This is a genomic window from Streptomyces sp. NPDC048277, assembly GCF_040652235.1.
Classification (GTDB): domain Bacteria; phylum Actinomycetota; class Actinomycetes; order Streptomycetales; family Streptomycetaceae; genus Streptomyces.
In genome coordinates this window covers 446,383-471,525 of record NZ_JBEZLQ010000004.1, presented here as the reverse complement: position 1 = coordinate 471,525, position 25,143 = coordinate 446,383, and the positions used below count along the sequence as shown (strand labels likewise).

At 71.3% G+C, this 25,143-nt stretch carries 22 protein-coding genes; 3 read left to right on the top strand and 19 right to left on the bottom strand.

The features are described 5' to 3' along the window. Positions 1-20: 20 nt before the first annotated feature. From rpe to fmt, 5 genes are all read right to left on the bottom strand, one after another. A complete protein-coding gene (gene rpe, locus AB0D85_RS12470; RefSeq protein WP_362317720.1) occupies positions 21-707 on the bottom strand; it encodes a ribulose-phosphate 3-epimerase in 687 nt (228 codons plus the stop codon). 121 nt (positions 708-828) lie between these two features. Beyond that, a complete protein-coding gene (locus AB0D85_RS12465; protein WP_362317717.1) occupies positions 829-1,983 on the bottom strand; it encodes a DUF6596 domain-containing protein in 1,155 nt (384 codons plus the stop codon). After that, on the bottom strand, positions 1,980-2,399 hold the full coding sequence (locus AB0D85_RS12460; protein ID WP_362317714.1) for a YciI family protein: 420 nt from the start codon (positions 2,397-2,399) through the stop codon (positions 1,980-1,982). Before AB0D85_RS12460 ends, AB0D85_RS12465 begins: the two co-directional genes overlap by 4 nt. A gap of 129 nt (positions 2,400-2,528) precedes the next feature. Further along, positions 2,529-3,947, bottom strand: a complete 1,419-nt coding sequence (locus tag AB0D85_RS12455) for a transcription antitermination factor NusB (RefSeq protein WP_362317711.1) — start codon at positions 3,945-3,947, stop codon at positions 2,529-2,531. An 83-nt stretch (positions 3,948-4,030) separates the two neighbouring features. Continuing rightward, on the bottom strand, positions 4,031-4,963 hold the full coding sequence (gene fmt / locus AB0D85_RS12450) for a methionyl-tRNA formyltransferase (RefSeq protein WP_362317709.1): 933 nt from the start codon (positions 4,961-4,963) through the stop codon (positions 4,031-4,033). Between the two features lie 292 nt (positions 4,964-5,255). Here fmt and AB0D85_RS12445 point away from each other — a divergent pair, with 292 nt between their 5' ends. Beyond that, positions 5,256-5,804, top strand: a complete 549-nt coding sequence (locus tag AB0D85_RS12445; protein WP_362317706.1) for a hypothetical protein — start codon at positions 5,256-5,258, stop codon at positions 5,802-5,804. A gap of 96 nt (positions 5,805-5,900) precedes the next feature. On the opposite strand, the gene AB0D85_RS12440 is transcribed toward AB0D85_RS12445, so the two are convergent. After that, the gene (locus AB0D85_RS12440; RefSeq protein WP_362317704.1) at positions 5,901-8,048 is read right to left on the bottom strand and encodes a primosomal protein N'; all 2,148 of its coding nucleotides are present in this window, start codon (positions 8,046-8,048) and stop codon (positions 5,901-5,903) included. Between the two features lie 182 nt (positions 8,049-8,230). Here AB0D85_RS12440 and AB0D85_RS12435 point away from each other — a divergent pair, with 182 nt between their 5' ends. Next, on the top strand, positions 8,231-9,571 hold the full coding sequence (locus tag AB0D85_RS12435; protein WP_362317703.1) for an MFS transporter: 1,341 nt from the start codon (positions 8,231-8,233) through the stop codon (positions 9,569-9,571). A gap of 350 nt (positions 9,572-9,921) precedes the next feature. Here the strand turns inward: AB0D85_RS12435 and metK are convergent, their stop codons facing one another. From metK to pyrR, 13 genes are all read right to left on the bottom strand, one after another. After that, entirely contained in the window at positions 9,922-11,130 is a 1,209-nt protein-coding gene (metK, locus tag AB0D85_RS12430) for a methionine adenosyltransferase (RefSeq protein ID WP_362317700.1), read from the bottom strand. Positions 11,131-11,369: 239 nt separating this feature from the next. Then, entirely contained in the window at positions 11,370-12,575 is a 1,206-nt protein-coding gene (gene coaBC / locus AB0D85_RS12425) for a bifunctional phosphopantothenoylcysteine decarboxylase/phosphopantothenate--cysteine ligase CoaBC (RefSeq protein WP_362317697.1), read from the bottom strand. A gap of 118 nt (positions 12,576-12,693) precedes the next feature. Further along, positions 12,694-12,966 (bottom strand): DNA-directed RNA polymerase subunit omega, encoded by a 273-nt coding sequence (gene rpoZ, locus AB0D85_RS12420; RefSeq protein ID WP_005319902.1) that lies wholly within the window; start codon positions 12,964-12,966, stop codon positions 12,694-12,696. A gap of 51 nt (positions 12,967-13,017) precedes the next feature. After that, positions 13,018-13,611 (bottom strand): guanylate kinase, encoded by a 594-nt coding sequence (gmk, locus tag AB0D85_RS12415; protein ID WP_362317694.1) that lies wholly within the window; start codon positions 13,609-13,611, stop codon positions 13,018-13,020. Positions 13,612-13,671: 60 nt separating this feature from the next. Then, positions 13,672-13,995, bottom strand: coding sequence for an integration host factor (locus AB0D85_RS12410; RefSeq protein WP_003977346.1), 324 nt, complete (start codon positions 13,993-13,995; stop codon positions 13,672-13,674). 267 nt (positions 13,996-14,262) lie between these two features. Beyond that, positions 14,263-15,108: an orotidine-5'-phosphate decarboxylase gene (pyrF, locus tag AB0D85_RS12405; protein ID WP_362317691.1), complete on the bottom strand. Its 846-nt coding sequence runs from the start codon at positions 15,106-15,108 to the stop codon at positions 14,263-14,265. Then, positions 15,105-16,211, bottom strand: coding sequence for a quinone-dependent dihydroorotate dehydrogenase (locus AB0D85_RS12400; RefSeq protein WP_362317688.1), 1,107 nt, complete (start codon positions 16,209-16,211; stop codon positions 15,105-15,107). The genes pyrF and AB0D85_RS12400 overlap by 4 nt, the downstream gene beginning before the upstream one ends. 121 nt (positions 16,212-16,332) lie before the next feature. Continuing rightward, positions 16,333-19,644: a carbamoyl-phosphate synthase large subunit gene (gene carB / locus AB0D85_RS12395; protein WP_362317685.1), complete on the bottom strand. Its 3,312-nt coding sequence runs from the start codon at positions 19,642-19,644 to the stop codon at positions 16,333-16,335. After that, complete coding sequence (carA, locus tag AB0D85_RS12390; protein ID WP_362317682.1) at positions 19,637-20,779, bottom strand: glutamine-hydrolyzing carbamoyl-phosphate synthase small subunit; 1,143 nt, start codon at positions 20,777-20,779, stop codon at positions 19,637-19,639. The genes carB and carA overlap by 8 nt, the downstream gene beginning before the upstream one ends. Continuing rightward, the gene (locus tag AB0D85_RS12385) at positions 20,776-21,345 is read right to left on the bottom strand and encodes a hypothetical protein (RefSeq protein WP_362317679.1); all 570 of its coding nucleotides are present in this window, start codon (positions 21,343-21,345) and stop codon (positions 20,776-20,778) included. The genes carA and AB0D85_RS12385 overlap by 4 nt, the downstream gene beginning before the upstream one ends. Next, entirely contained in the window at positions 21,342-22,628 is a 1,287-nt protein-coding gene (locus AB0D85_RS12380) for a dihydroorotase (protein ID WP_362317676.1), read from the bottom strand. The genes AB0D85_RS12385 and AB0D85_RS12380 overlap by 4 nt, the downstream gene beginning before the upstream one ends. Positions 22,629-22,633: 5 nt before the next feature. Further along, on the bottom strand, positions 22,634-23,614 hold the full coding sequence (locus tag AB0D85_RS12375; RefSeq protein WP_362317673.1) for an aspartate carbamoyltransferase catalytic subunit: 981 nt from the start codon (positions 23,612-23,614) through the stop codon (positions 22,634-22,636). Positions 23,615-23,699: 85 nt separating this feature from the next. After that, entirely contained in the window at positions 23,700-24,290 is a 591-nt protein-coding gene (gene pyrR, locus AB0D85_RS12370; protein WP_362317670.1) for a bifunctional pyr operon transcriptional regulator/uracil phosphoribosyltransferase PyrR, read from the bottom strand. A 253-nt stretch (positions 24,291-24,543) separates the two neighbouring features. Here pyrR and bldD point away from each other — a divergent pair, with 253 nt between their 5' ends. Continuing rightward, positions 24,544-25,047 carry a transcriptional regulator BldD gene (bldD, locus tag AB0D85_RS12365; protein WP_020938842.1) on the top strand — a complete coding sequence of 168 codons (504 nt, stop codon included), beginning with the start codon at positions 24,544-24,546 and terminating at the stop codon, positions 25,045-25,047. Positions 25,048-25,143 lie beyond the last annotated feature (96 nt).

The following is a 25,143-nucleotide window of genomic DNA, read 5'->3' as shown; positions in this document are numbered from 1 at the left end:
GCCGTTCACGTTCCCGTACCTCAGTGGTCGCACGCCCATGACGCCCGGGCGGTGGCCGACTCCGCCTGGGTGCGTAGTGCACGTACCGCCTCTGCCGGGTCGTTTGCCCCGTACACGGCCGAACCTGCCACGAAAACGTCGGCTCCCGCCTCCGCGCACCGCTCGATCGTCGACGCCGAGACTCCGCCGTCGACCTGGAGCCACAGTTCCAGTCCGTGCTTGCTGATCAGCTCCCGGGTGCGGCGGATCTTCGGCAGCATGATGTCGAGAAAGGCCTGACCTCCGAAACCGGGCTCCACCGTCATGATCAGCAGCATGTCGAGCTCGGGGAGCAGGTCCTCGTACGGCTCGATGGGCGTCGCGGGCTTGAGCGCCATGGAGGCACGGGCGCCCATCGCCCGGATCTCGCGGGCGAGCCGCACCGGGGCGGCCGCCGCCTCGACATGGAAGGTGACGGAGGAGGCACCCGCTTCGACGTACTGGGGTGCCCACCGGTCGGGGGCCTCGATCATCAGATGGCAGTCCAGCGGGGTGTCCGTAGCACGGGCCAGGGACTCTACGACCGGCACACCGAGCGTGAGGTTCGGGACGAAGTGGTTGTCCATGACGTCGACGTGGAGCCAGTCGGCGCCTTCGACCGCCTTCGCCTCGTCCGCGAGGCGGGCGAAGTCGGCGGACAGGATGCTGGGGTTGATCTGCACGGCCATGCCCCAAGCGTGCCATGCCCTGCCGGGGGGAGCCGAATGGGGATCGGGGGTGGTTGAGGTTGTGGGGTTGGTGCGGGTCGGTGGGGGCTTGTCGCGCAGTTCCCCGCGCCCCTGAAGGGCGCTAGCAGTCACCGGCGTGATGCAGACGGGCCGCCTGGCGGGTCAGGTGGTCGCGTTCCGCGAGATTCGGGGCCTTTGCGGCGGCCTCCGCGTACAGGCGGGCCGCGGTGGCCACGTCGCCGGCGTGTTCGTGGAGGTGGGCCGCCACCGCGGTGTGGCGGGGCAGTGCGGGGTCCAGTTCCGCGAGTGCGGCGAGGCCGGCCTGCGGGCCGTCGGCCTCGCCCACGGCGACCGCACGGTTCAGGCGGACCACCGGGCTGTCGGTCAGGCGTACCAGTTCGTCGTACCACTCGACGATCTGGACCCAGTCGGTCTCCCCCGCGGTGGGCGCGTCCGCGTGGAGGGCCGCGATGGCGGCCTGGGCCTGGAACTCGCCGAGGCGGTCGCGGGCGAGGGCCGTCTGCAGGATCTCGATGCCCTCCGCGATCGTCGCGGTGTCCCAGCGGGCGCGGTCCTGCTCGGCGAGCGGCACCAGGCTGCCGTCGGGCGCGGTGCGGGCAGCACGCCGGGCGTGGTGGAGGAGCATCAGCGCGAGCAGTCCGGCCACCTCGGGGTGGTCGATCGCGGCGGCGAGCTGCCGGGTGAGCCGGATCGCCTCGGCGACGAGGTCGACGTCGCCGGAGTAGCCCTCGTTGAAGACCAGGTAGAGGACGCGCAGCACGGTGGCCACGTCGCCGGGCTGGTCGAACCGCACGTCGGAGACCGTGCGCTTGGCCCGGCTGATGCGCTGCGCCATGGTCGCCTCGGGGACCAGGTAGGCTTGGGCGATCTGGCGGGTGGTCAGCCCGCCGACGGCGCGCAGCGTGAGCGCGACCGCGGACGACGGGGTCAGCGACGGGTGGGCGCACAGGAAGTAGAGCTGGAGCGTGTCGTCCACCCCGGTTGCGGGCCCGGCCGCCGGCTCCTCGTCGACGACGTCCTCGCGCCGGCGGCGGGCGGTGTCCGCCCGTCTCGCGTCGAGGAACTTGCGCCAGGCCACGGTGACCAGCCAGCCCTTGGCATCCCGTGGCGGGTCGGCCGGCCACACGCGGAGCGCCTCGACGAGCGCGTCCTGCACGGCGTCCTCGGCCGCCGCGAAATCGGCTCCGCGGCGGACGAGGACACCGAGCACGCCCGGCGTGAGGCTCCTGATCAGGGCCTCGTTCGGCTGCGTCACTTGAAGGTGCACTCCGTGGTGCTGGGCTTGGCGGCCAGGAACGGGCGCAGTTCGAGCCACTCGTGGATCGGCCGCCCGCCCGCGCCGGGGGCGGCCGACAGTTCCCCGGCCAGCTCGACGGCGCGCTCGTGGCTGTCGACGTCGATCACCATCCAGCCGGCGATGAGGTCCTTGGTCTCGGCGAACGGGCCGTCGGTGACCGGCGGGCGCCCCTCGCCGTCGTACCGGACCCACTGTCCCTCGGGGGCGAGGGCCTGGCCGTCGACGAACTCGCCGGTCTTCTCCAGCCTGGCCGCGAAGTCGTTCATGTACTGGATGTGGGCCGAGATCTCCTCCGGCGTCCACTTGTCCATGGGGATGTCGTTGACCGGGGACGGGGCGCCACGGTAGTGCTTCAGCAGCAGGTACTTGGCCATGGTGGTTCTCCTCGGTGCGGATGCGACCCATTGTGGTCGCGTTCACCCCGGGGACGGAGCGGCCCACCGGTTCTCGACATCGCCGCCGGACTTTTATCTGCAGATTTTTTTCTCCGGCCTTCCGGCCCCTCAGCCGGTCCGCCGGATCAGCGCCAGATACATCGCGTCGGTCCCGTGCAGGTGCGGCCACAGCTGTACGTCCGGGCCCTCGCCCAGAGCCGGCACGCCCGGCAGCAGCGGACGCGCGTCCACGAGCTCCGTCTCCGGGCGCTGCTTGAGGATGTCCTGCACCACCGCGCGGGTCTCCGCGAGGTGCGGGGAGCAGGTGGCGTAGCCGACGATTCCGCCCACCCGCACCGAGTCGATGGCGGTGCGCAGCAGGGCGCGCTGCAGCGGGGCGAAGTTGTCGAGGTCCTCGGGGCGGCGGCGCCACCGTGCCTCGGGCCGGCGGCGCAGTGCGCCGAGCCCCGTGCACGGGACGTCCATCAGGACCCGGTCGAAGGTGCCGGGGCGCCACGGCGGTCGCGTCCCGTCGGCGGCGATGACCTGGTACGGCCCCGGGTTTCCGTGCAGCGCCTTCTCGACGAGCCCGGCCCGGTGCGGCTGCTTCTCGGAGGCGAGGAGTACGGCCCCGCGCTCGGCGGCGAGGGCGGCCAGCAGCGCGGCCTTGCCGCCGGGTCCGGCACAGCCGTCGAGCCACTTCTCGTCGGGGCCGTCGATCGGCGCGGCCGCGAGCGCGAGGGCGACCAGCTGGCTGCCCTCGTCCTGTACACCGGCCCGGCTCTCCTGCACGGCCGCGATGGCGCCGGGCTCCCCGCCCTCGGTGAGCCGCACGGCGTACGGCGACCAGCGCCCCGGTACGGCGGCCTCCTCGCCGAGCAGTTCCTCGGCGGTGGCCCGCCCCGGCCGGGCGACCAGGGTCACCTCGGGCCGCTCGTTGTCGGCCGCCAGCAGTTCCTCGATACCCGCGCGGTTGCCGCCCAGCGAATCCCAGAGCGCGGAGACGACCCACCGCGGATGCGAGTGCACGACGGCGAGATGGTCCTCGGGGTCCTCGTCGTAGGGCGGCGCGACCTTCGCGAGCCAGCCGTCGAGGTCGTCCTGTGCGACCTTGCGCAGCACGGCGTTGACGAACTTGGCCCGTCCGTCGCCCAGCACCACACGGGCCAGCTCGACGGAGGCGGACACGGCGGCGTGGGTCGGGATGCGCGTGCCGAGCAGCTGGTGCACGCCGAGGCTCAGCACGTCCAGCACCGGCGGGTCCACCTCGCGCAACGGCCGGTCCACGCACTCGGCGACGATCGCGTCGTACGTCCCCTGGCGGCGCAGCGTCCCGTAGACCAGTTCGGTCGCGAGCGCCGCGTCCCGCCCGTCGAAGTCGCCTTTCTCGCGCGCCTTGCGCAGCAGCGGTGGCAGCACGAGGTTGGCGTACGCGTCCCGCTCGTCCACGGCGCGCAGCGCCTCGAAGGCGAGGATGCGGACGGGGTCCTTCTGGGGACGGCGGTAGGGCTTGGCGGGCCTGCGCGGCCGCCGGGACTGCTCGCTCACGTAAAAGGTGCTCCGGGTATGGGAATGATGCGACTCCCAGCGTACGCCGGGCACGCTGGAAAGCCGCTGCTGAGAAGGGGGGCTCAGGCGCCGAGGGTCTCCCCGGCGCCGATGCGCACGCCGCGCGCCCAGTCGGCCGCGCGCATCGGCTTCTTGCCCTGGGCCTGCACCCAGAGCAGTTCCACGGCGTACGACCCCGTGCCCACGTGCACGCTGTTCTTCCCGACGGCGATCTGGGCGGGCGCGAGATCGGTCCGCTCGGGCACCGGGGTGGCCTGGATCAGCTTGAGCCGCTCACCGCGGAAGGTGGTCCAGGCACCGGGGGCGGGGGTGCAGCCGCGTACGACCCGGTCGATGCGCAGCGCGGGCGCCGACCATTCGACCTTCGCGTCCTCGACGGTGATCTTCGGCGCGAGGGTGATGCCCTCGGCCGGCTGCGGTACGGCCTTGAGCGTGCCGTCCTCGATCCCGTCCATGGTCGCGGCGAGCAGTCCGGCCCCGGCGAAGGCGAGCCGGGTCAGCAGATCACCGCTGGTGTCGGTGGGCCGGACCGCCTCGGTGACGGTCCCGTAGACGGGCCCGGAGTCGAGCCCCTCCTCGATGAGGAAGGTGGAGGCCCCGGTGATCTCGTCCCCCGCCATGATGGAGTGCTGGACGGGCGCGGCCCCCCGCCACGCGGGAAGCAGCGAGAAGTGCAGGTTGACCCACCCGTGGGCCGGAACGTCGAGGGCGACGCGCGGCAGGAGCGCCCCGTACGCCACCACCGGACAGCAGTCCGGACCGATGGCCGCCAACCGCTCCAGAAACTCCGGGTCCCGCGGCTTGAGGGGCCTGAGCACCTCGATCCCGGCCTCCATCGCCCGCTCGGCCACGGGAGAAGCGACCAGCCTGCGCCCCCGCCCGGCCGGCGCGTCGGGCCGCGTGACCACGGCGGCCACCTCGTGCCGCCCGGAGGCGATGAGAGCGTCCAGAGCGGGAACGGCGACTTCGGGAGTACCGGCGAAGACAAGCTTCATGGGCGGCTGAGAGCCTCTCGGACGGGGTCGGTCACGGGCAACGCACAAGTCTATGCCGCATCCCGAAACCACCGCCCACCGGTCGCTCGGCCTCTCGGCCGGCCTGGACGGACGGTGCGCGGGTGGGAGAGGAATCGGTGGTGCGCGGCCCGTCAACCGGCGTACGCATATGCCCATACGCCCCCACACCGTGACCAGCGGAGCGCCCACGCGTTGGTCAAGAGAGAGTTGACCACAACGGGCCGCATACGCGCGGCCCATTCCTTTCAACGCCGGTTCGAGAGGCTTGTTCATGGCCGACCACGCAACCCACGACGCCCAGGCCCGGGCCAGCCTGCACTTGTTGGTGCGGGACATCGAGCGGGTCCGCCGGCAGGTGGACGCACTGCGCACGCTCACCGCCCAGTTGGGCAACGTATACCGCCCGCGCCGCTCCGGCCCGTCCACGGGCTTCGTCGTCTACGGACGCGCCCCCGCCCCGACGGTCCGTCTCGCCCAGGAACTCCGGGACAGTGTCGAAACCCTGGTCACGGCCGCCGTGGACTTCGACCGCTCACTCGGCTTCTCGTGGGACGCGGTGGGCTCCGCACTCGGGGTCACCAAGCAGGCGGTGCACCGCCGTTACGGCGCCCGTCGCGCCGCCGCCCAGGCAGCGGCGCCCACCGAGGCCGAGCGGTCGACGGAGCCGTCCGGCACCCGCACGATCAACGTGGGCGGCGGCCTCCCCACGGTGCCGACGGTCCCGGCCGCCCGCTCCATGCCGACCCAGCCGACTGCGGGCAGCCCCACCCTCCGCGACGAGGCGAGGCCAACGGCCTTCCCCGGCCCGCGCAACGGCTGACACACACCGCGGCCGACGTACACCACGGCTGCCCCGCCCGCCCTCTGCCCTCCCGGCAAGCATCCGGGAGGGCAGCCGTGCACGCCCGTCTGCTCCTCACCCGATGTCGGGCGGATCGATCCGCACCCGCACCGGCTCCCCGCTCCCCCGCGCCATCCGCGCGGCCTGAGCCGTCTTCAACGCGCCCGCGAGCGCGGCGCCGCTCCCCGGCCGTACCCGTACCAGCGCCCGCTCCCAGTGCTCCCCGGGCGGCGGCGCACCCACCCGCCGGGGCGCCCCGGCCCGCACCACGGGCAGCGGCACCGGCCCCAACACCTCGGCGTCCGACGGCAGTTCGGCCGTACCGAGGAACTCCGCAAGGGCCTCCGCCGTCCCCGACACCGCCGCCATCCGCGACACCGGCGGAAACCCCAGCTCCGCCCGCTCGGCCAGTTCCCGCACCGCGTGCCCGACCGGGTCCCAGCGGACCAGTGCCTGCACCGGCCGCAGCGTCGGCTCCGCCACGACGACCACGGTCCCTCCCTCCCCCTGCGGCCGTACCAGCGCCCCGGCCGCGATCCAGCGGCGCAGCGCGTCCTCGCCGGCCCGCAGATCCGGCCGCCCGAGCATGGCCCAGCCGTCCAGCAGCAGGGCCGCCGCATAGCCGCCCTCGGCGACCGGTTCGGCGCCCGGTGTACTCACGACCAGTGCGGGTGTCCCCGGCACGGTGTCCAGCACCTGCTCGCGCCCGGAGGTCCGTACGGGTACGGCCGGAAAGGCACGCCCCAGTTCCTCCGCGGTCCGGCGGGCGCCGACCACCTGGGCGCGCAGCCGGAAGCCGCCGCACTCGGGGCAGTGCCAGTCGGTCTCCCCGCGCCCGCACCACCCGCAGCGCAGCGCCCCGGCGTCCTGTGCCTCCAGCGGCCCGGCGCAGTGCCGGCAGCGCGCGGGTTCCCGGCACCGGTCGCAGGCCATCCGGGGCACATAGCCGCGCCGTGGCACCTGCACCAGCACCGGCCCGTGCCGCAGCCCCTCCCGTACGGCCTGCCAGGCGAGCGTCGGCAACCGAGCGGCCCGCGCGGCCTCGTCCCGCGCGAGGTCCCCGTCCCCCACGGTCCGCACCAGGGGCGCGGACCGTCGCACCTGTTCCCTGCCCGCCACCAGGGGGCGCGCCCAGCCGTTCTCCACGAGCTGCGCGGCCTCCACCGTGCAGCTCCAGCTCCCGAGCAGAAAGCCGCACTTGTCCAGCGCGGCGCGCAGCAGCAGGACGTCCCGGGCGTGCGGCTGCGGGGCGTGCGGCTCGCTGTGGCTGTCGTCCCCGTCGTCCCAGATGGCGACGAGTCCGAGGTCCCGTACGGGTGCGAACATGGCCGCCCGCGTCCCCACCACCGCCCGCACCGACCCACGGCTGACGGCGAGCCACTGCGCGTACCGCTTCTCGGGCCCGGCGTCGGCGGTGAGCAGCGCGTGCCGCCCCGCGCCGAGGACCTCGGTCAGCGCGGCATCGACCCGCGCGGCGGCCCGCCCGTCCGGTACGACGACGAGCGCGCCGCGTCCCGAGGCGAGGGCGGCGGCGACGGCCCGGGCGAGCTCGGCGCTCCACTCGGGTCCCGGCAGGGCGTTCCACACCGCGCGCGGCGCGCCGCCGGCGGCCAGCGACTCGACGAAGGCGGCCCCGTGCTCGTACCGCGCCCAGGAACCGGCGTCGGGCGCGGGCGGGGGCGGCAGCGGCTCGGGCGACGGCCGCTTCTCTGCCCTCGCGCTGCGCGGCGGCACCGCCAGCTGCAGCACATCGGCGAGGCTGCCCGCGTAACGGTCGGCGACCGCCCGCGCGAGCCGCAGCAGTTCCTCGCCCAGTACCGGTTCGGGCGAGACGACCTGGGCCAGCGCGGCCAGCGGTCCCGAGTAGTCGGAGTCGGCGAGCCGCTCGACCAGGAAGCCGTCGATGAGCCCGCCGCCCTCCCGGCGTCCGTCCCGCACCCGGTGCCGCCCGGCGCCGAACCGCACCCGCACCCGCACCCCCGGCTGTGCGTCGGCGTCCAGCTCGGCCGGCACGGCGTAGTCGAAGTACCGGTCGAGATGCAGCACGCCCTTGTCCACGAGCACCCGCGCGACCGGCAGCCGCTCGGCCAGCGCGGCCCCCCGCCAGGTGCGGGGCTTGGCCCGGGGCACCTTGGCACCCCGCACGCTCTCCCGGATGAGCGCGAGCTGCTCCGGCGGCGCCCCTCCGGCGCCGTCGCCCCCCTGCTCGTTCTCGCTGCTCACGCTTGCATTCTTACCAAACGCCACTGACAACGGCCGGGCCGCGGACCGGCGTTCCGCCATCAGCACCCCCCTCGTTCACATACATGTCCACAGGTTCAACTCATTGACCCGGAAGATCCGCTTCCCTAATCTGCCCATCTACGTGACTGCAATTCACGTACATGCACGAACGGGAGACAACGATGTCAGACGTGGCTGTTGTAGGGGCCGAACAGCGGGCGGTCGGAAAATTCCTCCGTCGGATGATGCCGATCCTGGTCCTGATGTTGCTGGTCAACAACCTGGACCGGACGAACGTCGGGTTCATCCAGGACGAGCTGCGGGCCGACGTGGGGGTCAGCGCGACCGCGTACGGACTCGGGGCGGGACTGTTCTTCATCGGGTACGCGCTGTTCGAGGTGCCCAGCAACATGCTCCTGGAGCGCTTCGGCGCCCGGGTCTGGCTGACCCGGATCATGATCACCTGGGGTCTGGTGATCGTGGCGATGTGCTTCATCCACAACGTCACCACGTTCTATGTGATGCGTTTCCTGCTCGGTGTCGCCGAGGCGGGCTTCTTCCCGGGCGCGATGCTCTACATCACCCAGTGGCTGCCCGACTCCAGCCGGGGCCGGGCCACCGCGATCTTCCTGGGCGGTTCGGCCGCCGCAGGTATCGTCACCGGACCGGTCACCGGCGCGCTGCTCGAACTGCACGGCGCGGGCGGGATCGCCGGCTGGCGCTGGATGTTCGGCCTCGAAGGCACCTTCTCGATCGTCGTCGGCGTCGTCGCCGGCTTCTTCCTCGTCTCACGGATCGAGGACGCGCGCTGGCTGTCCGCCGAGGAGAAGGGCGCCCTGCGCGCGGCCGTGACCCAGGACGAGGCCGAGCGGGAGCGCGCACCCAAGGTCTCGCGGCTGCGTCTCATGGTCCATCCACAGGTCGCGCTGCTGACCGGGGCGTTCTTCGCGATGACGCTCACCGGGTACGCGATCACCTTCTGGCTGCCCAGCCTGATCGAGGAGATCAAGGGGCTGTCGCCCTTCGAGGTCGGCCTGCTCTCGGCGATACCGGCGATCGCGTCCATGATCGCGATGTACTCGATGAGCCACTTCACCGACCGCGCCCCCGACCGGCGCCCCTACCTGGCGGTGACCCTGCTGCTGGCCGCCATCGGCACCTACCTGGCCACGCTGGGCTCGCCCTGGTTCGGACTCGCCGCCATCACCCTCGCCGGGGTCGGCTCCAAGTGCGCGGCCACCCTGTTCTGGCCGATGGCCCAGTCCGGCCTGGATCTGAGGATCGCGGCACCGGGGCTGGCGCTCGTCAACTCGATCGGCAACCTCGGCGGCTTCGTCTCCCCGTTCCTGTTCGGGTACCTCAAGGACACGACCGGCTCCACCAACGGCGGCCTCTACACCCTCTCCGCCGCATCCCTGCTCGCGATCCTCGCGGCCCGCTACATCCGCGGCACCCTGACGGCCGACGCACCCCTCCCGGCGACCCCCGCGGACACCGACACGGAGCAGCCCCGCGTGGCCTAGAGGCTGTCCGGTCGGTCCCGTCGGCGTCGCGGGCCGACGACACCGTCTCTCGCGGCCGGCCCGATCCGCACCCGCCGGAGATCCCTCGACCAGCCAGGAGTGCCCAGCCAGGCCGAACGCCAGCCAGGGGTGCCCGGACGGGCCGGGCGCCGCGGCTGCCGGGACGCCCAGCCGGGCTCCACCGGGGTCGGGCATCGAAGAGGTGCCGTCCGGCCGGATCGACCGACACCCCGTCACCGTTTTCGCCCCCTCCCCGCACTCCCTGCACTCCCCGCACAACGACGGCGGCTTCCGTCACCACCGCTCGGTGGTGACGGAAGCCGCCGTCAGTCGTACCGGGTGCCTGTGGCTCAGAGGCCGACGGCCTTGCGCAGGGCCTCCACGCGGTCCGTGCGCTCCCACGTGAAGTCGGGCAGCTCACGGCCGAAGTGGCCGTACGCGGCGGTCTGGGAGTAGATCGGGCGGAGCAGGTCGAGGTCGCGGATGATCGCGGCCGGACGCAGGTCGAAGACCTCGTCGATCGCCTTCTCGATCTTCTCGGCGTCGACCTTGGCGGTGCCGAAGGTCTCGACGAACAGGCCCACCGGCTCGGCCTTGCCGATCGCGTACGCGACCTGGACCTCGCAGCGGGACGCCAGACCGGCGGCGACCACGTTCTTCGCGACCCAGCGCATGGCGTAGGCGGCGGAGCGGTCGACCTTGGACGGGTCCTTGCCGGAGAAGGCACCGCCACCGTGGCGGGCCATGCCACCGTAGGTGTCGATGATGATCTTGCGGCCGGTCAGGCCCGCGTCACCCATCGGACCGCCGATCTCGAAGCGGCCGGTCGGGTTGACCAGGAGGCGGTAGCCCTCGGTGTCGAGCTTGATGCCCTCGTCCAGCAGGGCCTTGAGCTCCGGCTCCACGACGAACTCGCGGATGTCGGGGGCGAGCAGCGACTCCAGGTCGATGTCCGAGGCGTGCTGGCTGGAGACGACGACCGTGTCGAGGCGGACGGCCTTGTCGCCGTCGTACTCGATGGTGACCTGCGTCTTGCCGTCGGGGCGCAGGTAGGGGATGGTGCCGTTCTTGCGGACGTCCGAGAGCCGCTTCGACAGGCGGTGCGCCAGGAAGATCGGCAGCGGCATCAGGGTGGGCGTCTCGTCGGTCGCGTAGCCGAACATCAGGCCCTGGTCGCCCGCGCCCTGCTTGTCGAGCTCGTCCTCGTCGCCCTCGACCCGGTTCTCGTACGCCGTGTCCACGCCCTGCGCGATGTCCGGGGACTGCGCGCCGATCGACACCGAGACGCCGCAGGAGGCTCCGTCGAAGCCCTTCTTCGAGGAGTCGTAGCCGATCTCGAGGATCTTGTTGCGGACCAGCGTCGCGATGTCCGCGTACGTCTTGGTCGTGACCTCGCCGGCCACATGCACCAGGCCGGTGGTGATCAGCGTCTCGACGGCGACCCGGGAGGTCGGGTCCTCGCGCAGAAGCGCGTCGAGAATGGTGTCGCTGATCTGGTCAGCGATCTTGTCGGGGTGACCCTCGGTCACGGACTCCGAGGTGAACAGGCGACGGGACACAACGCTCCCTGGGGTTGCAGCGGCTGCTGTCTGATCATTGGCGGACGACACGGGGGCTGCACCCGGGCGTCGTCCGAGAACAGTTTATCGGTCGCACTGTGCCGCCGGCCCACCTGTCTCGACACTCGGGAGTGCTGTGACCTGCGGCACGCGCATTCTGCCCAATGGTCGGCGCCCTTGGCCAGAGTCACCACGCCGCAATGTGGCGTCCGGGAAAGTTGACATATGGCTGAAATAAGTTAACCCAAACGGGCCGCGACCAGATCCCACACGATGTCGGCCAGGGCCTCCTTGGGCCCGTGCGGCACCGGCGTCTCGCTGCCGTCGGCACCGAGCACCACCGCCTCGTTCTCCTCGGAGCCGAAGGTCTTTCGCTCTCCCACCTCGTTCACCACGAGCAGATCGCAGCCCTTGCGCTCCAGCTTGGTCCGGCCGTTGGCGAGGACGTCGTCGGTCTCGGCGGCGAAGCCGACGATCACCTGTCCGGGCCGCGCCCGCTCGGCCGAGATCTCCGCGAGGATGTCCGGATTCCGCAGGAGAACGATCGGCTCCGGTTCCTGGCCGTCCTTCTTCTTGATCTTCCCGGCCGCATAGACCGCGGGGCGGAAGTCGGCGACGGCCGCGGCCATCACCACGGCGTCGGCGTCGGCGGCCGCCTTCAGCACGGCCTCGCGCAGCTGTACGGCCGTGCCGACCGGGACGACGTCCACGCCGGCCGGGTCCGGCAGGCCGGTGGCGTTCGCCGCGACCAGCGTCACCCGGGCGCCCCGCGCGGCGGCCGTGCGCGCGAGGGCGTAGCCCTGCTTGCCGGAGGAGCGGTTGCCGAGGAAGCGCACGGGGTCGAGGGGCTCTCGGGTGCCGCCGGCGGAGATCACGACATGGCGGCCCTTGAGGTCGGGCTCGGTGACGCCCCGGGCCAGCACCCGGCGGCAGACCTCGAAGATCTCCCCGGGGTCGGGCAGCCGGCCCTTGCCGGTGTCGACGCCGGTGAGCCGGCCGACCGCCGGTTCGATCACGACGGCGCCGCGGCGGCGCAGCGTGGCCACGTTCTCCTGGGTGGCCGGGTGTTCCCACATCTCGGTGTGCATCGCGGGAGCGAAGACGACCGGGCAGCGGGCGGTGAGGAGGGTGTTGGTGAGCAGGTCGTCGGCGAGGCCGTGGGCCGCCTTGGCGAGCATGTCGGCGGTGGCGGGGGCGACGACGACCAGGTCGGCGTGCTGGCCGATGCGGACGTGCGGGACCTCTTCGACGTGATCCCAGACCTCGGTGGAGACGGGGTTGCCGGAGAGGGCGGACCAGGTGGCGGCGCCGACGAAGTGCAGCGCGGAGGCGGTGGGGACGACCCGGACGTCATGCCCCGACTCCGTGAACCTTCTCAGCAGCTCACAGGCCTTGTAGGCGGCGATGCCACCACTGACCCCCAGCACGACCTTCGGCTTGTCCACCGTCTCTCCCCGCACTCGGCTCGCGTGCGCTCGGCTCCCGCGCACGTCTCCATCACACACCACAGGCCCGGCAGTCGGTTGCCGGGCCTGTGGATAAGTCAACTTCAATACGAAAGTACTACTGCGCCGGGCCCTCGATGGCCTCGGACGTCAGCAGACCCGCGTTGATCTCGCGCAGGGCGATGGAGAGCGGCTTCTCGTGGACGTGGGTGTCGACGAGCGGACCGACGTACTCGAGGAGGCCCTCGCCGAGCTGCGAGTAGTACGCGTTGATCTGACGGGCACGCTTGGCCGCGTAGATCACGAGGCTGTACTTCGAGTCGGTGGCCTCGAGGAGCTCGTCGATCGGAGGGTTGATGATGCCCTCGGGCGCGGTGATGGAAGAGGACACGCTCTGCCTTCCGATGGATGGGAAAGATTCAGTCTGAATGATCAGCGACGATCACACAACGTCCATCAAGGCTAGCAGCTCGCGTGCCACGTCCTCGACGGAGGTGTTGACCAAGGTCTCGTCGAACTCCGGCTCGGCCGCGAGTTCGATCTTGGCTGCGTCCAGGCGCCGCTCGATCACCTCGGGCGCCTCGGTGCCGCGCCCGGTGAGCCTGCGCACCAGCTCCTCCCAGGAGGGAGGGGCCAGGAACACCAGCCGGCCCTCCGGCATGGACTCGCGGACCTGCCGGGCGCCCTGGAGGTCGATCTCCAGGAGGACCGGGACGCCGGACTCCAGGTGCTCCAGCACCGCGTGCCGCGGGGTGCCGTAGCGGTTGCCGGCGAATTCGGCCCACTCCAGGAGCTCGCCGTTGGCGATCAGTTTGTCCATCTCCTCGTCGGAGACGAAGAAGTAGTGGACTCCGTGCCTCTCGCCGGGGCGGGGCCTGCGGGTGGTCGCCGACACCGAGAGCCAGACCTCGGGGTGTTCCTTGCGCATATGGGCGACGACCGTGCTCTTGCCGACCCCTGAGGGGCCGGAGAGCACGGTCAGCCGCGGACGTACGTCCGGGGGCTCGGGGGTCGTCCCCCGGAATGTTGCAGCCATGCAGCGATTATTCCAGCAATCGCAGGTTGCCCGGGACGGCTGTCCCGGACGGCCCGGTGATCAGGAGCCGGTGCTGCCGAACTCGCGCTCCAGGGAGGCGATCTGGTTGGAACCGAGGCCACGCACGCGGCGGCTCTCGGAGATCCCGAGTCGCTCCATGATCTGCTTGGCGCGGACCTTGCCCACGCCCGGCAGGGACTCGAGCAGGGCGGAGACCTTCATCTTGCCGATGACGTCGTTTTCCTGACCCTGCTTGATGACCTCGTGAAGAGAGGCGCCGGAGTGCTTGAGTCGATTCTTGACCTCGGCCCGCTCCCGGCGAGCCGCGGCGGCCTTTTCGAGCGCGGCTGCGCGCTGTTCAGGGGTAAGGGGCGGAAGAGCCACGCCTACGTCACCTCGGATGTCGAACTGTCGGATACGGACCGGTGAGGAACCTAGTCGCCCCACACCAGGGGAGCTACGAGCAACACGCTTGCCCGTTGACTCTGCTCGGAGACTAGCGGGCAAGTCCGCCAGAGTCAGCGAGAACAGCGGAAAAGTCCTGGTCAGCCTCCGCCAGGCCGGACATTTCAGACATATTGCCCTGGATTTGAGGATGTATTCACACTCGAGCCGTCGCCGAAGAGCCCGCCGGAGCACTCATCGGAGGACTCACCGACCTGCGACGACATCCCGGATCTCACCCGCGAACCGCTCCGCGGCCGCCCGGAGTGCCCCGACATCGGGACCGTGACGCAAAACACCTCGGCTCACGTTTGGAACCACGTTGCGTACCGCGGCCCCGAAGACTCCGGGAAGGTCGGCCGCCGTCGCGCCCTGCGCGCCGACGCCCGGCGCGAGGAGCGGGCCGTTGATGCCGAGGTCGTACGACGACAGGTCGCCGACCGTCGCGCCGACGACGGCGCCGAAGGAGCCCAGCGGCTCCTCCCCCGTGTTCTCGGCCGCCAGGTGGGCCAGCATGGTCGCGCCGACCGTACGGCCGTCGGCACGGACCGCGTGCTGGACCTCGGGCCCCTCCGGGTTGGAGGTCAGCGCCAGCACGAACAGGCCGGCCCCGCTCTCCCGGGCCAGTGCGACGGCCGGGGAGAGCGAGCCGTAGCCGAGGTACGGCGAGACGGTCAGGGCGTCCGAGAACAGCGGGGCGTCCTTGCTCAGGAAGGCCTGCGCGTACCCGGCCATGGTCGAGCCGATGTCGCCGCGCTTGGCGTCCATGACGACCAGCGTCCCGGCGGCCCGCGCCTCCTCCACCACCCGCTCCAGGACCGCGACCCCGCGCGAGCCGAACCGCTCGAAGAACGCGCTCTGCGGCTTCATGACCGCGACCCGGTCGGCCACCGCCTCCACGACGGTGCGGCTGAACCGCTCCAGCCCCGCCACGTCGTCGTTCAGACCCCACTCGGTGAGCAGTGAGGCATGCGGATCGATGCCGACACACAGCGGACCGCGCTCGTCCATGGCACGGCGCAGCCGCGCGCCGAAGGGCTCCAGCGGGCTCATACGGACGTCCTCACATCGGCGCCGACCGCGTCGGCGAGGGTGGCGTACGGGCTGGTGCGCAGGCGCGCCGCGAGGCCCTTGTGGAGGTCGCGAGCGTAAAACGGACCCTCGTAGATGAAGGCGCTGTAGCCCTGGACCAGCGTGGCACCGGCCAGGATGCGCTGCCAGGCGTCCTCGGCGTTCTCGACGCCGCCGACACCCACCAGGGTGATCCGGTCGCCCACGCGCGCGTACAGCCGCCGCAGCACCTCCAGGGAGCGCGCCTTCAGCGGCGCCCCGGAGAGCCCCCCGGTCTCCTTCACCAGGCCGGGGTCGGACCGCAGCCCCAGCCCCTCCCGGGCGATGGTGGTGTTGGTCGCGATGATCCCGTCCAGTCCCAGCTCGACGGCCAGGTCGGCGACGGCGTCGACGTCCTCGTCGGCGAGGTCCGGCGCGATCTTCACCAGGAGCGGCACCCGGCGGTGCGCCACCACACGGTCGGCGGCCTCACGGACGGCGCTCAGCAGCGGCCTGAGCGCCTCGGTGGCCTGGAGGTTGCGCAGACCCGGTGTGTTCGGGGACGACACGTTCACGACCAGGTAGTCCGCGTACGGCGCGAGCCGCTCGGCGGACTTCACGTAGTCACCGACGGCCTCGGCCTCCGGTACGACCTTGGTCTTGCCGATGTTGACGCCCACGACGGTCCTGAACACGGGCTCACGCGTCGCCAGCCGGGCGGCGACGGCCAGCGAGCCGTCGTTGTTGAAGCCCATGCGGTTGATCAGCGCCCGGTCGGCGACGAGCCGGAACAGCCGCTTCCTGGGATTGCCCGGCTGCGCCTCCCCGGTCACGGTGCCGATCTCGACGTGGTCGAACCCGAGCATCGACATCCCGTCGATCGCGACCGCGTTCTTGTCGAACCCGGCGGCAAGCCCGAAGGGCCCGTGCATCCGCAGCCCGAAGGCCTCGGTGCGCAGTTCCTTGTGGCGGGGAGCCAGGGCGGCCGCGACGAAGGTACGCAGCACGGGGACCCGGGCGGCGAGCCGGATCCACCGGAAGGCGAGATGGTGGGCGGCCTCGGGATCCATCCGCCGGAAGACGAGCTGGAAAAAGATCTTGTACATCGGTGTCCTCACACGAAGGGGGGACGCCGTCTCCGGAGTCCCCCCTCGGTCGAGCGCCCCCGAAGGGGCGCGGGGAACTGCGCGACCGGCCCCCACCGGCCCGCAGCCGAACCACGGCCTATCAGTCCCTCGCGGCCGTCAACCTCTCCGCATGCTCCTGAAGCGACCGCACCCCCACGCCGCCATGGTTCAGCGCATCGATGCCCTGCACAGCCGCCGCCAGCGCCTGCACGGTCGTCAGACACGGCACCGACCGGGCCACCGCGGCCGTCCGGATCTCGTACCCGTCCAGGCGACCCCCCGTCCCGTACGGGGTGTTGACGATGAGGTCCACCTCGCCGTCGTGGATCAGCTGGACGATCGTCCTCTCGCCCTCGGGTCCGACGCCCTCCGACTGCTTTCGGACAACGGTCGCGTTGATGCCGTTGCGCTTGAGCACCTCGGCCGTGCCGGACGTGGCGAGCAGTTCGAAGCCGTGGGCGACCAGCTCACGCGCCGGGAAGATCATCGACCGCTTGTCGCGGTTGGCGACCGAGATGAACGCGCGGCCCTTGGTCGGCAGCGGCCCGTACGCGCCCGCCTGCGACTTGGCGTACGCCGTGCCGAAGACGGAGTCGATGCCCATGACCTCACCGGTGGAGCGCATCTCCGGGCCGAGCACGGTGTCCACACCGCGCCCCTGGATGTCCCGGAACCGCGACCACGGCATGACCGCCTCCTTGACGGAGATCGGCGCGTCGAACGGCAGCTCGCCCCCGTCGCCCCGCGCGGGCAGCAGCCCCTCCGCGCGCAGCTCGGCGACAGTCGCGCCCAGCGAGATCCGGGCCGCGGCCTTGGCCAGCGGCACCGCGGTCGCCTTCGAGGTGAAGGGCACGGTACGGGACGCGCGCGGGTTGGCTTCGAGGACGTAGAGGATGTCCCCGGCCATGGCGAACTGGATGTTGATCAGGCCGCGTACGCCGACGCCCTTGGCGATGGCCTCGGTGGACGCCCGCAGCCGCTTGATGTCGAAACCGCCCAGCGTGATCGGCGGCAGGGCGCACGCGGAGTCGCCGGAGTGGATGCCGGCCTCCTCGATGTGCTCCATGACCCCGCCGAGGTACAGCTCCTCGCCGTCGTAGAGGGCGTCGACGTCGATCTCGATCGCGTCGTCCAGGAACCGGTCGACGAGGACCGGCCGGGAGGGGCTGATCTCGGTCGACTCGGCGATGTAGGAGGCGAGGCGGGTCTCGTCGTAGACGATCTCCATGCCGCGTCCGCCGAGCACGTACGACGGCCGGACGAGGACGGGGTAGCCGATCTCGTCGGCGATGGCCTTGGCCTCGGCGAAGGTGGTGGCGGTGCCGTGCTTGGGGGCCGGGAGGCCCGCCTCGGCGAGCACCCGCCCGAAGGCGCCCCGGTCCTCGGCCGCGTGGATGGCCTCCGGCGACGTGCCCACGATCGGCACGCCGTTGTCCTTCAGCGCCTGCGAGAGGCCGAGCGGGGTCTGCCCGCCCAGCTGGACCACCACGCCCGCGACCGGACCGGCCTGCTGCTCGGCGTGGACGATCTCCAGCACGTCCTCCAGGGTGAGCGGCTCGAAGTACAGCCGGTCGGAGGTGTCGTAGTCGGTGGAGACGGTCTCCGGGTTGCAGTTGACCATCACCGTCTCGTAGCCCGCGTCGCTCAGCGCGAAGGACGCGTGCACGCACGAGTAGTCGAACTCGATGCCCTGGCCGATGCGGTTGGGGCCGGAGCCCAGGATGATGACGGCCGGCTTCTCGCGGGAGGCGACCTCCGTCTCCTCGTCGTAGGAGGAGTAGAAGTACGGCGTCCGCGCGGCGAACTCGGCGGCGCAGGTGTCGACCGTCTTGTAGACCGGGCGGACCCCCAGCGCGTGCCGGACCTCGCGGACGACGTCCTCGCGCAGGCCGCGGATCTCGGCGATCTGCTGGTCGGAGAAGCCGTGCCGCTTGGCCTCGGCGAGCAGCTCGGCGTCCAGCCGGTCGGCCGCGGCCAGCTCGTCGGCGATCTCCTTGATCAGGAAGAGCTGGTCGACGAACCACGGGTCGATCTTCGTGAACTCGAAGACCTCCTCGGGTGTGGCGCCCGCGCGGATGGCCTGCATGACGGTGTTGATCCGGCCGTCGGTGGGCCGTACCGCCTCGCGCAGCAGCGTGTCCTTGTCGCCGGGCTCGCCGACGAACGTGAACTGGCTGCCCTTCTTCTCCAGCGAGCGCAGCGCCTTCTGGAAGGCCTCGGGGAAGTTGCGGCCGATGGCCATGGCCTCGCCGACCGACTTCATGGTGGTGGTCAGCGTGGAGTCGGCCTGCGGGAACTTCTCGAACGCGAAGCGCGGCGCCTTGACGACCACGTAGTCGAGCGTGGGCTCGAAGGAGGCCGGGGTCTCCTGCGTGATGTCATTAGGGATCTCGTCGAGGGTGTAGCCGACGGCGAGCTTCGCGGCGATCTTCGCGATCGGGAAGCCGGTCGCCTTGGAGGCGAGCGCCGAGGACCGCGACACGCGCGGGTTCATCTCGATGACGATGACCCGGCCGTCCTCCGGATTGACCGCGAACTGGATGTTGCAGCCGCCGGTGTCGACGCCGACCTCGCGGATCACGGCGATGCCGATGTCGCGGAGGATCTGGTACTCGCGGTCGGTGAGGGTCATCGCGGGCGCGACGGTGATCGAGTCACCGGTGTGCACGCCCATGGGGTCGAAGTTCTCGATGGAGCAGACGACCACGACGTTGTCGTGCTTGTCGCGCATCAGCTCCAGCTCGTACTCCTTCCAGCCGAGGATGGACTCCTCCAGGAGCACCTCGGTGGTCGGCGAGAGGGTCAGGCCCTGGCCGGCGATGCGGCGCAGTTCCTCCTCGTCGTGGGCGAAGCCGGAACCGGCGCCGCCCATGGTGAAGGAGGGGCGGACGACGACCGGGTAGCCGCCGCCGAGCGTCTCGACGCCGGCGACGACCTCGTCCATGGTGTGGCAGATGACCGAGCGGGCGGACTCGCCGTACCCGATCTTGCGGCGGACCTCCTCCACGACCTCCTTGAACAGGTCGCGGTCCTCGCCCTTGTTGATGGCCTCGACGTTGGCGCCGATCAGCTCGACGCCGTACTTGGTCAGGACCCCGTTCTCGTCGAGCGAGATCGCGGTGTTCAGGGCCGTCTGGCCGCCCAGGGTGGGCAGCAGGGCGTCGGGGCGCTCCTTGGCGATGATCTTCTCGACGAACTCCGGGGTGATCGGCTCGACGTAGGTGGCGTCGGCGATCTCCGGGTCGGTCATGATCGTCGCCGGGTTGGAGTTGACGAGGATGACGCGGAGGCCCTCGGCGCGCAGCACGCGGCAGGCCTGGGTGCCGGAGTAGTCGAACTCGGCGGCCTGGCCGATGACGATCGGGCCGGAGCCGATGACCAGGACGGACTGGATATCGGTGCGCTTAGGCACGCTGGCCCTCCATCAGGGAAACGAAGCGGTCGAACAGGTAGGCGGCGTCGTGCGGGCCGGCTGCCGCTTCGGGGTGGTACTGGACGGAGAAGGCCGGCTGGTCGAGCAGCTGCAGCCCCTCCACGACGTCGTCGTTCAGGCAGACGTGGGAGACCTCGGCGCGGCCGAACTTCGTGTCGCTGACCTTGTCGAGCGGCGCGTCGACGGCGAAGCCGTGGTTGTGCGCGGTGACCTCGACCTTGCCGGTCGTACGGTCCTGGACCGGCTGGTTGATGCCCCGGTGGCCGTACTTCAGCTTGTAGGTGCCGAAGCCGAGCGCGCGGCCGAGGATCTGGTTGCCGAAGCAGATGCCGAAGAGCGGGGTCTTCCGCGCCAGGACGGCGGTCATCAGGGCCACCGGGCCGTCGGCCGTGGCCGGGTCGCCGGGGCCGTTGGAGAAGAACACGCCGTCCGGGGAGACCGCGTACACGTCGTCCTCGGTGGCGGTCGCGGGCAGCACGTGCACCTCGATGCCGCGCTCGGCCATCCGCTGCGGGGTCATGCCCTTGATGCCGAGGTCGATCGCGGCGACGGTGAATCGCTTCTGCCCGACGGCCGGGACGACGTACGCCTCCTTGGTGGCGACCTCCTCGTACAGCGAGGCGCCCTTCATGTGCGGCTGCGCCTGCACGCGCGCGAGGAGCTCTGCGTCGGTGGCGATCGCCTCGCCGGAGAAGACACCGGCGCGCATCGAGCCGCGCTCGCGGAGGTGGCGGGTGAGGGCGCGGGTGTCGATCCCGGAGATGCCGACCACGCCCTGCGCCACCAGTTCCGCGTCCAGCGAACGCTTGGCCCGCCAGTTGGAGGGCACGCGCGCGGGGTCGCGCACGACGTAGCCGGAGACCCAGATGCGGCTGGACTCGTCGTCCTCGTCGTTCCACCCCGTGTTGCCGATCTGGGGGGCGGTGGCGACCACGATCTGGCGGTCGTACGACGGGTCGGTCAGGGTCTCCTGGTAGCCGGTCATGCCGGTGGAGAACACGGCCTCGCCGAAGGTCTCCCCCACGGCCCCGTAGGCGCGACCGCGGAAGATCCGGCCGTCCTCCAGGACGAGTACCGCGGGAACCTTGCCGGTTCCCCTTGTGGAGGTCGTCATCGTTCGGCGCCTTCCGTGCTGTTTGTCTTGATCATGGAGTTGATGGCGTCGACCCACTCGGTGTGCTCGGCCGCGAGGTCGGAGCGGAAGCCGGAGTCGATCAGCCGGTCGCCGTGCGCCCAGGTCACCACGAGCAGTCCGCCCTCGGTGAGGACCTTGCCCGCGATGCCCTTGCCCAGCAGGGCCTCGCGGAGCGCGGCGGCGGGGATGAAGAAGTCGGTCGCGCCGGGGCGTACGACGTCCAGGCCCGCGTCGGTCAGGGTGAGCTCGACCCGGCTGCGGGAGCCGAGGCCGTGGGCCACGATGCGGTCCAGCCACTGCCCGGCGGTGGTGGAGCCGTGGTAGCGGCCGCTCATCGTCAGTTTCGCGGCACCGGGGTCGTCCGGCGCGCTGGGCAGCTCCGGCAGGTCGCCCTGGAGGGTGCCGCGCCACTTCCAGCCCTCGCGCATCAGCCAGTAGACGAGCGCGACGAAGAGGGCCAGGCCGACCAGCCAGCCGATACGCGCGGCCCAGTCGGTGACCGCGGCCGACTTCTTCTCGTCCGCCAGCAGGATCAGAGGTGTCACGTGAGCTTCCCGTCCACGAGCGTCGCCTTGCCCCGCAGCCACGTGTGGGTGACACGGCCCGGCAGCTCGCGCCCCTCGTAGGGGGTGTTGCGGCTGCGCGAGGCGAATCCCGCGGGGTCCACCAGGCCACGGTATTCCGTGTCGACGAGCGTGAGGTTGGCGGGCTCACCAGCCGAGACGGGACGGCCGTGGCCGGCGGCCTGTCCGATCCGCGCGGGCTTGACGGACATCCGGTCGGCGACGCCGGCCCAGGTCAGCAGGCCCGTGTCCACCATGGTCTCCTGCACCACCGACAGCGCGGTCTCCAGGCCCACCATCCCCATGGCGGCCGCGGCCCACTCGCAGTCCTTGTCCTCGTGCGGGTGCGGGGCGTGGTCGGTGGCGACGATGTCGATCGTGCCGTCGGCGAGGGCCTCGCGCAGGGCGAAGACGTCGCGCTCGGTGCGCAGCGGCGGGTTGACCTTGTAGACCGGGTTGTACGACCGCACCAGCTCGTCGGTGAGGAGCAGGTGGTGCGGGGTGACCTCGGCGGTGACGTCGATGCCCCGGGACTTGGCCCAGCGCACGATCTCGACGGACCCGGCGGTCGACAGGTGGCAGATGTGCACCCGCGACCCGACGTGCTCGGCGAGCAGCACATCGCGCGCGATGACCGACTCCTCGGCGACGGCCGGCCAGCCGCCCAGCCCCAGCTCGGCGGAGACGACGCCCTCGTTCATCTGGGCGCCCTCGGTCAGCCGGGGCTCCTGCGCGTGCTGGGCGACGACCCCGCCGAAGGCCTTCACGTACTCCAGCGCCCGGCGCATGATCACGGCGTCGTCGACGCACTTGCCGTCGTCGGAGAAGACGGTGACCCCGGCGGCCGACTCGTGCATGGCGCCCAGCTCGGCGAGCTTCCTGCCCTCCAGGCCGACGGTGACGGCGCCGATCGGCTGGACGTCGCAGTAGCCGTGCTCCTGGCCGAGCCGGTAGACCTGCTCGACGACACCGGCGGTGTCGGCGACCGGGAAGGTGTTGGCCATGGCGAAGACGGCCGTGTAGCCGCCGGAGGCCGCCGCGCGCGTGCCGGTCAGCACGGTCTCGGAGTCCTCGCGGCCGGGCTCGCGCAGGTGGGTGTGCAGGTCGACCAGGCCCGGCAGCAGCACCTTCCCGGCCGCCTCGACGACCTCGGCCCCCTCGGCGGACAGCCCGGAGCCGACCGCCTCGATGACCTCGCCGTCGATCAGGACGTCCTGCGGCTCACCGCCGAGCACCTTCGCACCACGGATCAGGATCTTGCTCATGGGTCTTACTTCTCCTCGGTGGTGCGGGCATGGCTGACGGCGGGTTCGTTGCCGCCGAGCAGGAGGTACAGAACGGCCATCCGGATGGAGACTCCGTTTGCGACCTGCTCGACTACGGTGCAGCGCTCGGAGTCGGCGACCTCCGCGGTGATCTCCATGCCGCGGACCATCGGGCCGGGGTGCATCACGATGGCGTGCTCGGGCATCTTCGCCATGCGCTCGCCGTCGAGGCCGTAGCGCCGCGAGTACTCGCGCTCGGTCGGGAAGAACGCGGCGTTCATGCGCTCGCGCTGCACGCGGAGCATCATCACGGCGTCGGACTTGGGGAGGACCGCGTCGAGGTCGTACGACACCTCGCAGGGCCATCGCTCGACGCCGACCGGCACCAGGGTGGGCGGGGCGACCAGGGTGACCTCGGCGCCGAGGGTGTGCAGCAGGTCGACGTTGGAGCGGGCGACCCGGCTGTGCAGGACGTCGCCGACGATCGTGATGCGCTTGCCGGCCAGGTCCTGCCCTATCCCGGCGTCCCGGCCGACGAGCCGGCGGCGCATGGTGAAGGCGTCGAGGAGGGCCTGCGTGGGGTGCTGGTGGGTGCCGTCGCCGGCGTTGATGACGGCGGCGTCGATCCAGCCGGAGGTGGCGAGGCGGTAGGGGGCTCCGGAGGCACCGTGCCGGATGACGACGGCGTCGACACCCATGGCCTCCAGGGTCTGGGCGGTGTCCTTCAGGGACTCGCCCTTGGAGACGCTGGACCCCTTGGCGGTGAAGTTGATGACGTCGGCGGAGAGGCGCTTCTCGGCGGCCTCGAAGGAGATCCGGGTCCGGGTCGAGTCCTCGAAGAAGAGGTTGACGACGGTGCGGCCGCGCAGGGTCGGCAGCTTCTTGATCGGCCGGTCGGCGACCCGGGCCATCTCCTCGGCGGTGTCGAGGATCAGTACGGCGTCGTCGCGGGTGAGGTCGGCGGCCGAGATGAGATGACGCTGCATCTGTCAGGCTCCGTAGGGAAGTTCACGTATCGGGAGATTCCGGGCAAGCGGGGGCGCACCGGAGCGGTGCGTGCCCCTCGGCTCGCTACTGGGTCGGCTTCACACCGAGCAGCACGGTGTCGCGACCGTCCTCCTCGGCGAGCAGGACCTTGACCGTCTCCCGCAGCGACGTGGGGAGGTTCTTGCCGACGTAGTCGGCGCGGATGGGGAGTTCGCGGTGACCGCGGTCGACGAGGACCGCGAGCTGGACCGCGCGCGGGCGCCCGATGTCGTTCAGGGCGTCGAGGGCGGCGCGGATGGTGCGGCCGGAGAACAGCACGTCGTCGACGAGGACGACCAGTCTGCCGTCGATGCCGTCACCGGGGATCTCGGTGCGGGCCAGCGCGCGCGGCGGATGCATGCGCAGGTCGTCGCGGTACATGGTGATGTCGAGCGAACCGACGGGAATCTTGCGGTCGGTGATCTCCCGCAGCTTGACGGCGAGCCGCTGGGCGAGGAAGACACCGCGGGTCGGGATGCCGAGGAGCACCACGTCGTCGGCGCCCTTGGCGCGCTCGACGATCTCGTGGGCGATGCGGGTCAGCACCCGCGCGATGTCGGGCCCTTCGAGAACGGGCCGTGCATCGGAGCCCTGCGCCGAAGCCTCGGGCTTTTCCTGCTTGTCCATCTTGTCCATACGAAACGGACCCCCTTCTCCGCCTCACGGGACGGACCTTAAAGGACGTCGGATTTGCGCCATCAACCGTAGCAGGTGACGGAGAGCCCCCCGATCACCCCCCTGGCGTAACCGGTCATCGCAACCACGGAAGAGCCGGTGCGGACCATTCGGCTTGACGCGAGAGAGTAACGCTGCGTAACCTCACAGTGAGTTACCAGCCGCGCGGCGGGAACCAAGGCCGGCCGCGTCGACACAGTGTCCGGGGAGCTATATGTCCAGCGAATACGCCAAACAGCTCGGGGCCAAGCTCCGGGCCATCCGCACCCAGCAGGGCCTTTCCCTCCACGGTGTCGAGGAGAAGTCCCAGGGGCGCTGGAAGGCCGTGGTGGTCGGTTCGTACGAGCGCGGCGACCGTGCCGTGACCGTGCAGCGCCTCGCCGAGTTGGCGGATTTCTACGGTGTGCCGGTCCAGGAGCTGCTTCCGGGCACCACCCCCGGCGGTGCCGCCGAGCCCCCGCCGAAGCTGGTCCTGGACCTGGAGCGGCTGGCCACGGTGCCGGCCGAGAAGGCGGGCCCGCTGCAGCGCTACGCGGCGACGATCCAGTCCCAGCGGGGTGACTACAACGGCAAGGTGCTGTCGATCCGCCAGGACGACCTGCGCACACTGGCCGTCATCTACGACCAGTCCCCCTCGGTCCTCACCGAGCAGCTGATCAGCTGGGGCGTCCTGGACGCGGACGCACGCCGCGCGGTGGCCACGCACGAGGACGCGTAAGCCGCGCAACACCTGAGCAGAAACGTGCCGCCGGGGTGGCTGGAACTGGATGGTTCCGGTCGGCCCGGCGGTTCGCTTTTCGGGGCACTGACGGGA